We start from the raw sequence: 13684 nt of genomic DNA, 5'->3' as shown, positions 1-13684 counted from the left end.
ATCATCCTAGTGCGCGCAGGAACTCCTCGACCGCCGTGCGATACCGCTCGGGTGCCTCGTCGTGAATCAGATGGGCCGCCTTATCGATCCGCACGTACGCCGATCCGGGCTTGCGCGAGTGCATCTGCTGCATCTGACCGGCTGGGGTGATGGTGTGTTCACCCTCGATCAGCAACACCGGAGCGTGAACGGCATCCCACTCGTCCCAGAAGTGCCGGGTCCCCCACTCCTGCGAGATCGCTTCGAAGAAGTCCACCTCACCGTGCAGGCGCCAGCCGTCGTCGTTTCGCACGAAGGAATCCAGAAAGTATTGTCCTGCAACATCTCCGAAGAATGCGAGCATCGCATCGGCGTCGGGAAAGGGTTGCGGCCACGCCCGGATCATCGCGGCCCAGTGCTCTGCGGTGCGGCCCCGAAAGTCCGGGGCGATGTCCTCGACCACCATGGCGGTAACCAGGTCGGGTCGTTGGGCGGCCGCACACCAACCGTGCAGTGCGCCCATCGAATGACCGACCAGCACACTGGGACCCAACCGGTCGAGATGCTCGAGCAGGTCGGCCACGAAGAACTCGGTCGTGAGCTCGGGCGGCGGGGGGCGACGGTGCCCGGGCGCATCGTAGGTGTGCACGTGCCCGAACTCTCGAAGCCACGGAACCTGCCGTCGCCAGGTGGCGGCGCTGCCCATCAGCCCGTGCAGCAGCAGAATCGAACGGCCGGATCCACCCTCGTCGTAGAGCATCACCGCCGAGCATATCGGCGGAGTAATCTCGCGGGCATGGCCATTGTGAAGATCAATGCGATCGACGTACCCGAGGGCGCAGGCCCCGAACTCGAGAAGCGCTTCGCCGCGCGCGCCGGGTCGGTCGACGGCTCCCCCGGCTTCCTCGGATTCCAACTGCTGCGGCCGGTCAAGGGCGAGTCACGCTACTTCGTCGTCACCCAGTGGGAGGACGAGGAGTCGTTCCAGGCGTGGTCCGGTGGACCGTCTCGTCAGGCACACGCCGGTTCCGGTGAGGGCAAACCGGTCTCGTCCGGAGCATCACTGCTCGAATTCGAGGTCGTACTGGACGTGCCTGCCACATCGTGAGCAACGCTGCTCAGATACGTTCGCGGGCGAGCTCCCATTCGAGTTTCGTCGGCATCTCCGAATCCAGTTTCGCCACAACATCGGCCAGGAACTCGGCGGGCATCGGCCTACCGAGGAAGTAGCCCTGAGCACTGTCGCAGCCCAACTCTCGGAGCGCATCCAACGTGCCCTCGTCCTCGACTCCCTCGGCCATCACCCGCACCCCGAGGCTTCGAGCCAAGTCGATGGTCGAGCGCACGATCGATGCGTCGGTCTCGTCGGTGTTCATCTTCGACACGAACGAGCGGTCGATCTTGAGAGTCTGCACCGGCAGTGTCTGCAGATAGGCCAACGAGCTGTAGCCGGTGCCGTAGTCGTCGATCGCGATGGTGACGCCGAGGCTCCGCAGGGACGTCAACGCGTTCACCGAGCGCACCGGGTCGGTCATCGCAGTCGTCTCGGTGACCTCGAATTCCAACGCGTGCGCGGGAACCGAATACTTCGCCAGCACGGCGGCGACCTGTTCGGTGAGTGTCTCGTCCAGGAGGTTTCTCACCGAAAGATTCACCGAGACAGACAAAGTTATGCCGCGTCGACGTAATTCGCTGCACTGCGCCAAGGCCTCGTCCAGTACGAGGGCGGTGATGGCGGGCAACATGCCGGTACGCTCGGCGTCGGGCAGGAACATCGACGGTCCGATCAAACCCTCACGTGGGTGCTGCCACCGCAGCAACGCCTCGACGCGATCGACACTGCCGGATTCCAGATCCAGACACGGTTGAAAGAACACTCGAAGCTGGTGGTCACGAATGGCCGTGTCGAGTTCCCCCAGCAACCGCATCTGATCGTGGCGGTCGCGATCCATGTCGGGTTCGTAACGACCGACGCGGGTGTGGCCGGCCTTCGCTGCCGTCAACGCCACGTGGGCGCGCTGAAGCATCGCCTCACCGTCGACCGGACTCGCCTCCGGCTCCTCGATGCCGATCCGACTCACCTCCGGCTCCTCGATGTCGATCCGACTCGGCTCCGGCTCCTCGGTCGACGCGATTCCGACGGCCGCATCGAGCGCCACGTTGATGTCGTGCACGAACATCGTTCTACTGACTGCGAGCTGGAGCCGCTCGGCGGTGTCCGATACGTCGATCTGGGCCGGACGCCGGCGCATGGCGACGACGAACTGATCCCCACCGAGCCGTCCCACGAGGTCGTCGGATCGCACCGATGCGACAAGGCGATGACCGATCTCGCGCAGCACACTGTCGCCCACGCTGTACCCGAAGGTCTCGTTGATCTGGGCGAAGCGATCGATGTCCACCACCAACGTGAAAACGTCCGCGTCGCCTCTCGTGGCGAGCATCGTGTCCAATCGCTCCCGGAGCAGTCGACGGCTGGCAAGTCCGGTGACTGCATCCGTCCGAGCGACGTCCTCCAGTACGGCGGCCTGCCGACGCAAGGTAGCCAGGAAACATGCCAACCGGCACCCGACGAGAGCTATGACCAGTGCGGAGGACGCCACGATCACCCAACCCCATTGTCCGACGGGAACTCCGCGGGCCAGTTGCACTGCCATCGCCAGCGGCGTGACTGCCACCGCGAGCGCAAGGCTGAGAAGCCTCGCCCGTCCGAATGCGAACGGGCTGGCCCGATCGACGCGCGCGACCGTCCCGTCCGGAACGTGCAGAGCGATCACTCCGAAGCACACGTAGGCCGCCAGCCACAGCGTGTTCAGAAGCGTCGACCGGTAGAGCTCGGAACTGCTGACCGTGGCATAGGTCGCGAAGTCCGCCAGCACGAGAAACCCGATGCCTGACGCGGCAGCCAGGAAGGGAACAGTGGTCGAGCGCGTCAGCAGGTACAGGCTTCCGACCAGCGTCAGCAAGAATGCATCGACGGTGAGGTACGCCGTGGCGGGCAACGTGGCGATCGCCGACGACAACGACCGTGCCGAATCGTCGGAGATGACGAACATCCAGGTGGCGAGTCCGACACCGACCGCGATGACCAAACACTCCAGTAGCTCTTCGCGCCCGAATACGAAGCCGTTCTCGTCGGCGGCACGGGCGAAGCCGACAGCGATGAGTGCGTATCCCAGAATGTAGAACACATCCGCGGCCGAGAAGGTCGGCACCCGACCACCGCCGGCTTCCATCACAGCTATCAGTGCATCGGCGATTCCCCAGCCGCCGATGCCGAGGGCCATGTACTTCCACGTTCGCTTGTCCGGACCGGGTTCACGGAGGTAGCGGTGCACGAATGCAGCGACTGTGGCCAGGAGCACGATTGCGTATATCGCATCTTGGGGTATACCGGGCGTGGCAAGTGCGTACGCCGCGACTGCGAGTGCACCGAGGCCCAGGAAGCGCGTCCACAACATAGTGGGGCAGATCCTTCCTAGGCCGGTCGGCGCATACCCCGAACGTACGCATCAGCCGATCGAACCCGACGTTTGAACACGATTCGTTACCGAATCACCCTGCAGATGGGTCAAGGAACGAACTATTTCAAACCTGACGATTGTTCGCCAGCCTCACATCGGGTGATTTGTTCGTTCAGCCCTCGAGAGCTGCGTCCAGTGTGATGTCGACGCCGGTGAGAGCCTTGCTGACGGGACAGGTTTCTTTTGCCGCCTGGGCTGCTTTCGCAAAGCCATCGGCGTCGAGGCCGTCCACCTCTCCTCGAACGGTCAGCTTGATGCCCGTCAACTTGAACCCCGGCTGGTCGGGACCGAGCGAGACATCGGCAGTGACCTCGAGGCTCTGCGGGGTGCCGCCCGCCTCGGCGATCAGCGCCGACAACTGCATCGCGTAGCAACTCGAATGAGCCGCGGCGATCAATTCCTCGGGACTGGTGGTGCCGTCGGCATTCTCGGCGGCGCGCTTGGGAAACGACACATCGAAAGTCGCTGCGCCGGAACTGGACAGCTCGACCTGGCCGGAACCTTGTTCCAGCGTTCCGTTCCAAGCTGTGCGTGAAGTACGAGTTGGCATCGAACCGATTCCTTTCGTTGTCGACCCTGACGTAGGCCTGTTTCTCAGGCTAACGTCAGCGGGGTGACCGGGCTACCGAGTGCGAAAATGTCGACACGACAGCTGCGACAATCGAGAAACTTCTCGCGCGCGGCAACGATCGCGGCAACCGCGATCCTGTCGATCGTGGGATTCTCGACGCCGACGGCCGTCGCCGGACCCCTGGCGGACTTCTACGACGCGCCGGTGGCGACGGTCGGCACCGGCACACTCGGCGAGGTGGTCCGAAGCCTGCCCGTCAACTCGCCCAAAGGGTTCGGACTCGGATTCGACATCGAACGGATTCTCTATCGGTCCAGCGACACGCACGATCACCCCATGGTCGTATCGGGATACACCATGACCCCCACAGCTCCGTGGACCGGCCCCGGACCCCGGCCGGTGATCGCGTACGCGCCCGGCACTTCCGGTATGGCGGACCGCTGCGCCGGATCGGCAGTTCTCGGGACAGTCGGCTCGTCCCCGGCCATCCTGCCGCTGCTACTGGCCGGATATCGCGTCGTCGCAACCGATTACCAGGGACTGGGCACCCCCGGCGGCCATACGTACTTGAACCGGATCGCATCGGGCCGAGCTCTGCTCGACGCCGCCAGAACCGCAGACGTCGAATCCACCACCCCGGTGGTGCTGTTCGGCTATTCCGAAGGCGGGTTCGCGTCCGCGTCCGCTGCCGAACTCGCCGCCACCTACGCCCCGGAGCTCGATATCCGGGGAGCGTATGTCGGTGCACCACCGGCAGATCCGACGCTCAACATCGACACACTCGACAACACCGGCCTCGGCAGCGCCGTGCTCTTCGCGGTCGACGGGATGATCAACGCCTACCCGGAACGAGCAGCGGGTATCCGCGACCTCTTCGACTCCGACGGGATCGCCGCGCTCGACGCCGCACAGAACTGGTGCACCACCGACCCCGCGGCCACCGAGACCGTGCGAACGACCGAGCTGACCCGCGACGGCCGACCACTCACCGAGCATTTGAGCAACCCGGCTCTGGCCGACATCACCGAGACGAACACCGTCGGGCGCATCGCCCCTGCCATGCCGGTGTACCTCTCGCACGCAGTCGAGGACGACACCGTACCCATCGAGCAGAGCCGCACCCTGCTTCTGCGCTGGCGCGATCTGGGCGCAGACATCACCTACCGCGAATACGACCTCCCGGCCATCCCGGTCGAGGGTGCGAACCACCTACCCGGGGCCCTGGCGGCCTACAACGACGTGATGCCGTGGATCGCCGGCCTGATTCACCGATACTGATCTCAGGTAGGAAATCAGGGTGTTCACCGAGGCGTCGACCCCGCTGAGGTTGGTTCACTCCATCCATGCGCATCGTCCACGCCCTGCTGACAGTCGTAGTCGTCCTGACCGCAGGCTCCCCCACCCCACCGGACCCCGGCGTGGCGTCGGACATCGAAGTTGTCGCCGAAGAACTCGGACTGCCGGGGGTCGCGTTCCGCGTCGTCTCCGAGCACGAGGTGTTGGAGAACCTCGAGTACGGGCTGGACGGAGACGGTGCGCCGATCGACGAGAGAACGTCGTTCGTGTGGGGTTCGGTCTCGAAGTCGGTGACGGCGGCGACCGTGTACTCACTCGCCGAACATCAAGCCCTCACATTGAATGGAACCGTGAATTCGATTCTCCCGGAGAGCGACTCGATCGTTCCGGGCGACGTCACGATCCACGACCTGATCCACCACACCAGCGGGCTCCCCCACGACGTCACCGAACTGGACGTGTGGGGGCGCACGGAGCGAGCGCTCGACGTCGTTCCCACCCTGCACGTCACCGTCGCCGACCGCGGCACCTTCCGCTACTCGAGCCTTAATTACCTACTGCTGCAGGCGATCGTCGAGAAGGTCACCGCCGAACCCTTCGCCGACGTCGCCGCCCGTGAGACCGGAGTGCACACCGCCGCCACCGTCACACCCGGCCACGTACCGTTCTTCACCTTCCCCCGAAGCATCGATACCGGAATCGACTCCGCTGGAATGGGTTACGGCTATCTGAGCGGATCCATCGACGAGCTCTCACGCTACGCATCCCGGCAACTGAGCGCTCCGGCGTCGAACAGTCCCGATACGGTGCCGACGGGTTCGGGCGCGGCGTACGGATACGGGTGGTACGTCGAAACACTGCCCGACGGTACCGAGATGCGATGGCATTCCGGGGCGGTCCCCGGCTATTTCACTCACGTCGCACTCGTTCCGGAACGACACCTGGCCGTAGTCTTCGCGACCAATCGATACGGCGAACTCGAGGCCGACAAGCTCGCCTCGGCCGCCCGCTCCCTCGTGCTCGCCCGACTCGGCGTCGACGAGCCTCGTGCCGCCGGCTTCGGTCGGTACGAAACAGCGCTGATCGCGTCGACCACACTCGCGGTGTTGCTGGCGCTCTGTGCGATACGAATCCTGTTCGGCTTCAGAACTGCCCCGGGTCGATGGGCCCCTGCGCACATCCTGATGGCCACCATTGCCGGAGGTGTGCTGTACTTCGCGACGCCGATGGTCGCCGGGGCACCGATTTCGACCCTTGCCCATTGGGCGCCTGATGTGACTCTGCTGTTCTGGATCGTGCTCGCCGAACTTGCGGTCATCGCTGTTGCCCTCGCCGCTCGGGTCTGGATCAATGCGCCTTTGTTGCAGTCTGAGTGACTGAAGTCCACATTGATCCACAAAGGGGGGGTGGGCGCGAACGGGCGGGGGGGTGGGCGCGAACGGGCGGGGGGGTGGGCGCGAACGGGCGGGGGGTGGGCGCGAACGGGCGGGGGGTGGGGTGTGGGGCGGGTGGGCATACGACAACGGGCGACCCTCTCGGAAGAGGATCGCCCGTTGTGTGGAGCTGGTGACACTTACTCGCTGTCGCTGTCTCCGGCGGCCTTGGCCAGGTCGACCGGGACCTCGTCGGGGACGATGATGGCCTTCTTCTCGCCGCGGAACGTGAACTTCGCGTCCTCGCCTGCGCCTTCGCCGTCCCAGTTCTCGACGTCGACCAGGATGATCTGGCCGGCTTCGATCTCGCCGAAGAGGATCTTCTCCGACAACGCGTCCTCGATCTCGCGCTGGATGGTGCGACGCAGTGGCCGTGCACCCAGTACGGGGTCGAATCCACGCTTGGCCAGCAACGACTTGGCCTTCTCGGTGACCTCGATCGCCATGTCCTTGTTCTTGAGCGCACCCTCGACTCGGTTGAGCATGAGATCGACCATCTGGATGATCTCGTCTCGCGTGAGCTGGTGGAACACGACGATGTCGTCGATGCGGTTCAGGAACTCGGGGCGGAAATGCTTCTTCAGCTCGTCGTTGACCTTGAGCTTCATCCGCTCGTAGTTGGACCCGGTGCCTTCACCCGAGGAGAAGCCGAGACCGACAGCCTTCGAGATGTCTGCGGTACCGAGGTTCGAGGTGAAGATCAGCACGGTGTTCTTGAAGTCGACCGTGCGTCCCTGGCCGTCGGTGAGACGACCGTCCTCCAGGACCTGAAGCAGAGTGTTGTAGATCTCCGAGTGGGCCTTCTCGATCTCGTCGAACAGCACGACGGAGAACGGCTTGCGGCGGACCTTCTCGGTGAGCTGGCCACCCTCTTCGTAGCCGACGTATCCGGGAGGAGCACCGAACAGACGCGAGGCGGTGAAGCGGTCGTGGAACTCGCCCATGTCGATCTGGATCAGTGCGTCGTCCTCGCCGAAGAGGAAGTTCGCGAGAGCCTTCGACAGCTCGGTCTTACCGACACCCGAGGGGCCGGCGAAGATGAACGAGCCCGACGGACGCTTCGGGTCCTTCAGACCTGCACGGGTACGACGGATCGCCTTGGAGACGGCCTTGACTGCCTCGACCTGACCGATGATCCGCTTGTGCAGCTCGTCTTCCATGCGGAGCAGACGAGTGGTCTCTTCCTCGGTGAGCTTGAAGACGGGGATGCCGGTCCAGTTGCCCAGAACCTCGGCGATCTGCTCGTCGTCCACCTCGGCGATGACGTCGAGGTCGCCCGAGCGCCACTGCTTCTCACGCTCGGCACGCTGACCGACGAGGGTCTTCTCCTTATCGCGCAGGTTCGCAGCCTTCTCGAAGTCCTGAGCGTCGATGGCCGATTCCTTCTCCCGGCGCGCGTCGGCGATTTTGTCGTCGAACTCGCGCAGGTCTGGCGGCGCGGTCATCCGGCGGATGCGCATCCGCGCGCCCGCCTCGTCGATGAGGTCGATTGCCTTGTCGGGCAAGAACCGGTCGTTGATGTACCGGTCGGCCAGCGTGGCGGCCGCGACGAGGGCACCGTCGGTGATCGAGACGCGGTGGTGAGCCTCGTAGCGATCGCGGAGACCCTTGAGGATCTCGATGGTGTGCTCGACGGTCGGCTCGCCGACCTGAACGGGCTGGAAACGACGCTCGAGCGCCGCGTCCTTCTCGATGTACTTGCGGTACTCGTCGAGGGTGGTGGCACCGATGGTCTGCAGTTCGCCACGAGCCAGCTTGGGCTTGAGGATCGACGCTGCGTCGATGGCACCTTCGGCGGCACCTGCGCCGACGAGCGTGTGCAGCTCGTCGATGAACAGGATGATGTCGCCGCGGGTGTTGATCTCCTTGAGCACCTTCTTCAGGCGCTCTTCGAAGTCACCGCGGTAACGGCTGCCGGCCACGAGCGAGCCGAGGTCGAGGGTGTAGAGCTGCTTGTCCTTGAGCGTCTCGGGGACCTCGCCGTTGACGATGGCCTGAGCCAGGCCTTCGACGACTGCGGTCTTACCGACACCGGGCTCACCGATGAGGACGGGGTTGTTCTTGGTACGACGCGAGAGCACCTGCATGACGCGCTCGATTTCCTTTGCGCGTCCGATGACCGGGTCGAGCTTTCCTTCGAGTGCGGCCTGGGTGAGGTTGCGACCGAACTGGTCGAGGACCAGGGACGTCGACGGGGTACCCGCCTCGCCACGGCCGCTGCCGCTCTCGGACGGTTCCTTGCCCTGGTAGCCCGACAGCAGCTGGATGACCTGCTGGCGCACGCGGTTGAGGTCGGCTCCGAGCTTGACCAGAACCTGAGCTGCGACGCCTTCGCCTTCGCGGATCAGTCCCAGCAGGATGTGCTCGGTGCCGATGTAGTTGTGGCCGAGCTGCAGCGCTTCACGCAGGCTGAGCTCGAGTACTTTCTTGGCGCGCGGGGTGAACGGAATGTGACCGGACGGAGCCTGCTGACCCTGCCCGATGATCTCCTCTACCTGGCTGCGTACTCCTTCGAGGGAGATGCCCAGCGACTCGAGAGACTTGGCGGCGACGCCTTCGCCCTCGTGGATGAGGCCGAGCAGAATGTGCTCCGTGCCGATGTAGTTGTGGTTGAGCATCCGGGCTTCTTCTTGAGCCAGGACGACAACACGCCGCGCGCGATCGGTGAACCTCTCGAACATCGCTCTCCCTCACTTCTTGGCGGGTGGTAGCTCGCCCACCAGTTCTTCTAGCGCCGCAGTGTCCAACACGCCGGGTCGCTTGTGCATTTGAAGGTAAGACTGCTTCTCACTGTAGTTGGCCGACGTTACGAACGCCGACCCTCCACCCCTGAAATGCTGCGCAACGGCCCACCAATGCGGACTGCCTTGCCTGCTTACTGTTCATAACGCAGGCACAATGCAAAACGTTTCCCATTCACTGTCCGCTGCTGGCGAACAGCGCTTTACCTACCGATCAGGCCTGGGACGGCTTGACGATCGGAAACAGGATCGTTTCGCGGATGCCGAGGCCGGTCAGCGCCATCAACAAACGGTCGATCCCCATGCCTGTTCCGGTGGTCGGCGGCATGCCCTGTTCCATCGCGGCGAGGAAGTCCTCGTCCAGAACCATGGCCTCGTCGTCACCGGCAGCGGCTTGGCGCGCCTGGTCCTCGAAACGCTCGCGCTGGATGATCGGATCGACCAGCTCGGAGTAGCCGGTGGCCAGCTCGAATCCACGGACGTACAGATCCCACTTCTCGGTGACGCCGGGCTTGCTGCGGTGCTGACGGGTCAACGGGGACGTCTCGACCGGGAAGTCGCGGACGAACGTGGGCTCGGTCAACGCGTCGCCCACCTGGTGTTCCCACAGCTCCTCGACGAGCTTGCCGTGACCGTAGATCGGGACACCGTCCTTGCGCGGCACCTCGACGCCCACCTTGTCGGCGATCGCGAGCAGCTCGTCGACGGTGGTGTCGGGGGTGACGTCGAACCCGAGCGATTCCGACAGCGACGGGTACATCTCGAGCGTCGTCCATTCGCCGCCGAGGTCGTAGGTGGTGCCGTCGGGCAGCGTTACGACCGTGGATCCGAGGGCGGCCATGGCCACTTCCTGGACCAGCTCACGCGTCATCGTCGCCGAATCGTCGTACGTGCCGTAGGCCTCGTACGTCTCGAGCATCGCGAATTCCGGCGAGTGCGAGGAGTCGGCACCTTCGTTGCGGAAGTTGCGGTTGATCTCGAAGACCTTCTCGATGCCGCCGACGACGCAGCGCTTGAGGAACAGCTCCGGCGCGATCCGCAGGTACAGGTCGGTGTCCATCGCGTTCGAGTGGGTGACGAACGGGCGAGCCGCTGCGCCGCCGTGCAGCGTCTGCAGCATCGGCGTCTCGACCTCGAGAAATCCACGACGTTCGAGGGCGTTACGGAGCTCCCGGACGACGGCGATGCGCTTGCGGGCGGTCTCGCGTGAGGTCGGGTTGGTGATCAGATCCAGGTAACGCTGCCGGATCCGCGTCTCTTCGCTCAGTTCCTTGTGCGCGACGGGCAGAGGACGCAACGACTTCGATGCGATCTGCCAGGCGTCGGCCATCACGCTGAGCTCGCCGCGTCGGGAGCTGATGACCTCACCGTGCACGAACACGAAGTCACCGAGATCGACATCGGACTTCCACTCCGCGAGTGCGTCCTCGCCGACGCCTGCCAGGCTGATCATCGCCTGCAGCTGGGTGCCGTCACCCTCTTGCAGAGTGGCAAAGCACAGCTTGCCGGTGTTGCGGACGAAGATGATGCGGCCGACGACTCCGACGATCAGGCCGGTGGTCGTATCGGGTTCGAGTTCGGGGAACTCGGTGCGAATCTCGAGCAGCGAATGGGTCCGCGGGACCGACACCGGATATGCCTCGACCCCGCGCTCGAGCAGCGCGGCGCGCTTGGCACGACGAATCCGTAGTTGCTCCGGGGTGTCGTCGGCCTGCTGGGGAGAAGCTGTGTCACTCACGCGCACACACTTTACAGACCGAGTCCGCAAGAACGATCAGTGCGCTGCGACGGCCTCGGCCTCACGGACGCAGTGCTTGGCCTGCGTCAACACACCGAGCAAACCAGCCGACTTCAGCGCCTGATAACCGCCGACCAGGTCGGTGGACCTGTGCAGACCGAGCAGCTTGAGCGATGCGGCGGCGAGTGAGGAGGTGTAGCCCTCCGAGCAGATGACGATCCACTCCACATCGTGGTCGACGGCGATCGCCAGGCGCGCATCGCTCGTCGGGTCAAGACGCCATTCGAGGACGTTGCGTTCGATGGCCAGAGCCCCGGGCAGCGTTCCCTCGACTGCGCGCTGCGCCTGCGGGCGGATGTCGACGACGACGGCGCCGCGGTCGACGGCGTCGCGCAGCTCGAAGACGGTCATTCGATCGATGGTCTCGCGTGCGGATTCGAGCATTTCGACAATGGTCATGGTCTGGATGGTCACAGCGTGGCCTTCTCGGGTTCGTCGGTGAGCTCGCTACGGGTGCGACGCAGCGTGGACCGTTCGGTCACTTCGTAGTAGGACATCGCCGTCAAGGGTGGCGAGTAGGCGTGCACGCTGAGAGTGGGGCCGGTCGTGTCGGACGCCGGATCGTGCATCACGTCGTGCACCCATCCCAGCGGGAAGGCCGCCTGATCTCCGGCGTCGAGATGACGCTCCTTCAGTTCGCTTCCTGCCCAACGGTATTCGAGCAACGATCCACTCAGAACGGTCAATGCACCGAGCGACCCGGCGTGATCGTGCAGTTCGGTGGAGCGTTCGGGAACCCAGCTGATCAACCAGACGTCCAGATCGTCGTCGGAGTGCAGGCGAGTGGCCCAACGCTCGTCGGTCGGCCAGCGACCGCCGCCGGGAAGCAGATGGTCGAAACGACCTTCGAGGACGTCGGATGCGCCCTGATCGGTGATGCGCAGCAGGTCGGGTGGACGAAGCCGCGTCGGCAGCGTCGAGATCGACCGTGGGGAAAATCTGGGACGCGTGGGTGCAGAAAATACAGGTGTGGAAAGCATGAAGCTCTACTCCAGGGGTGTGTTACGAACGAGGCAGGGTTCAGCCTCGACAACACTCCTGGGTGGCCATGCATGTCATCACGCCCACGATTCTGGCACACCCCCGCTCGATGCGCTAGTCGTTCAACGCGGGCGTCGTTTGGCCATGTTTCGTTCGTAGACCAGACGCAGCCCCTCGAGGGTCAGGTCGGGTTCGTGGTGCTCGATGGTCGTCGACTCGGGCAGGATCAACGCGGCGATGTCCCCGGTGCCGATGATCGCGACATCCGTGCCGGACACCTCGGGAACCTCTCGTCGAATTCGCCCGACGAGGCCGTCCACCAGACCCGCGAACCCGAAGATGGTGCCCGACTGGATGCACTCGACGGTGTTCTTGCCCAAAACCGAACGAGGCCGGATCATCTCCACCTCACGCAACGTGGCAGTGCGAGTCGACATGGCCGACGCCGACATCTCGAGACCGGGAGCGATGGCACCGCCGAGAAATTCCCCCTTGGCCGAGACGACGTCGACGCAGGTCGTGGTTCCGAAATCCACCACGATGCACGCCGTGCCGTACAAGTCATGTGCAGCAAGGGTATTGACGATGCGATCGGCACCGACTTCTTTGGGATTGTCGACCAGCAACGGCACTCCGGTCCGCACACCGGGTTCGACCATCACGTGCACCACGTGATCCCAGTAGCGCGCGAGCATCGTCCGCATCTCCCGCAGCACCGACGGCACGGTCGACAGTGCAGTCACTCCGGTGATCCGTTCGGCGTCCTCACCCAGCAGACCGCGCAACATCAGGGCCAGTTCGTCGGCCGTCACATGCGGGTCGGTTCGAATTCGCCAATCTCGCAGCAGTTTCGAGTGATCCCCCGTGCCGGTGAACAGACCGACCACGGTGCTGGTGTTGCGCACATCGATTGCGAGGAGCATCGAATCAGACCAGCACGGAATCGGCCCGCAGATCACGCGGCGTGATCAGACCCGAGCCCGCAGGCGCATGAGCCGGATCGCTGCCGAGTTCGACAGGCCGGTTCTTGTCGTCGACGAACACCACCCGGGGTGCGTAGTCGGCAACCTCCTGCTCGTTCATCACCCCGTAGGCGATCAGGATGACCAGGTCGCCCGGGTTCACCAGATGTGCTGCAGCTCCGTTGATTCCGATGACACCGCTGCCGCGCTCGCCGGTGATCACGTACGTTTCGAGTCGAGCACCGTTGTCGATGTCGACGATGGTGACCTGCTCGCCTTCGAGCAGGTCGGCCGCCTCCATCAGATCCTGGTCGACGGTCACCGAGCCCACGTAATGCAGATCTGCGTGCGTGACGGTGGCGCGATGGATCTTGGACTTCATCATGGTACGAAACATCG

Annotated in this window: 12 protein-coding genes; 3 read left to right on the top strand and 9 right to left on the bottom strand. The window is 64.3% G+C overall.

The genetic code is table 11. The features are described 5' to 3' along the window. Position 1 precedes the first annotated feature (1 nt). On the bottom strand, positions 2–739 hold the full coding sequence (locus R4P57_RS21270; RefSeq protein WP_317804833.1) for an alpha/beta hydrolase: 738 nt from the start codon (positions 737–739) through the stop codon (positions 2–4). 36 nt (positions 740–775) lie between these two features. Between R4P57_RS21270 and R4P57_RS21265 the strand changes: the two genes are divergently transcribed. Further along, on the top strand, positions 776–1087 hold the full coding sequence (locus R4P57_RS21265; protein WP_317804832.1) for an antibiotic biosynthesis monooxygenase: 312 nt from the start codon (positions 776–778) through the stop codon (positions 1085–1087). 10 nt (positions 1088–1097) lie between these two features. On the opposite strand, the gene R4P57_RS21260 is transcribed toward R4P57_RS21265, so the two are convergent. Together R4P57_RS21260 and R4P57_RS21255 are read right to left on the bottom strand one after the other, a co-directional pair. Continuing rightward, positions 1098–3440 carry a bifunctional diguanylate cyclase/phosphodiesterase gene (locus tag R4P57_RS21260; RefSeq protein ID WP_317804831.1) on the bottom strand — a complete coding sequence of 781 codons (2343 nt, stop codon included), beginning with the start codon at positions 3438–3440 and terminating at the stop codon, positions 1098–1100. A gap of 175 nt (positions 3441–3615) precedes the next feature. Beyond that, positions 3616–4053 carry an OsmC family protein gene (locus R4P57_RS21255; protein ID WP_094677893.1) on the bottom strand — a complete coding sequence of 146 codons (438 nt, stop codon included), beginning with the start codon at positions 4051–4053 and terminating at the stop codon, positions 3616–3618. Between the two features lie 87 nt (positions 4054–4140). Here R4P57_RS21255 and R4P57_RS21250 point away from each other — a divergent pair, with 87 nt between their 5' ends. Then, positions 4141–5352, top strand: coding sequence for a lipase family protein (locus R4P57_RS21250; protein ID WP_317804830.1), 1212 nt, complete (start codon positions 4141–4143; stop codon positions 5350–5352). A gap of 65 nt (positions 5353–5417) precedes the next feature. Next, on the top strand, positions 5418–6746 hold the full coding sequence (locus R4P57_RS21245) for a serine hydrolase domain-containing protein (protein WP_317804829.1): 1329 nt from the start codon (positions 5418–5420) through the stop codon (positions 6744–6746). Between the two features lie 197 nt (positions 6747–6943). On the opposite strand, the gene R4P57_RS21240 is transcribed toward R4P57_RS21245, so the two are convergent. The 6 genes from R4P57_RS21240 to panD form a co-directional block, all read right to left on the bottom strand. Beyond that, complete coding sequence (locus tag R4P57_RS21240; RefSeq protein ID WP_032364473.1) at positions 6944–9484, bottom strand: ATP-dependent Clp protease ATP-binding subunit; 2541 nt, start codon at positions 9482–9484, stop codon at positions 6944–6946. Positions 9485–9758: 274 nt separating this feature from the next. Next, on the bottom strand, positions 9759–11282 hold the full coding sequence (gene lysS, locus R4P57_RS21235) for a lysine--tRNA ligase (protein WP_317804828.1): 1524 nt from the start codon (positions 11280–11282) through the stop codon (positions 9759–9761). A 36-nt stretch (positions 11283–11318) separates the two neighbouring features. Then, entirely contained in the window at positions 11319–11741 is a 423-nt protein-coding gene (locus R4P57_RS21230) for a rhodanese-like domain-containing protein (protein WP_045200894.1), read from the bottom strand. Between the two features lie 11 nt (positions 11742–11752). Then, positions 11753–12322: a cysteine dioxygenase family protein gene (locus R4P57_RS21225; protein WP_317804827.1), complete on the bottom strand. Its 570-nt coding sequence runs from the start codon at positions 12320–12322 to the stop codon at positions 11753–11755. Positions 12323–12445: 123 nt separating this feature from the next. Next, positions 12446–13246 carry a type III pantothenate kinase gene (locus tag R4P57_RS21220; RefSeq protein WP_317804826.1) on the bottom strand — a complete coding sequence of 267 codons (801 nt, stop codon included), beginning with the start codon at positions 13244–13246 and terminating at the stop codon, positions 12446–12448. 4 nt (positions 13247–13250) lie between these two features. After that, positions 13251–13682, bottom strand: a complete 432-nt coding sequence (panD, locus tag R4P57_RS21215) for an aspartate 1-decarboxylase (protein ID WP_094664907.1) — start codon at positions 13680–13682, stop codon at positions 13251–13253. Positions 13683–13684: the final 2 nt, after the last annotated feature.

Origin of the sequence: Rhodococcus sp. IEGM 1330 (genome assembly GCF_033142445.1) — a bacterium.
Taxonomy (GTDB): Bacteria; Actinomycetota; Actinomycetes; order Mycobacteriales; family Mycobacteriaceae; genus Rhodococcoides.
Note: the sequence above shows the minus strand (reverse complement) of the source record. Positions and strands in the feature narration are given on the sequence as shown.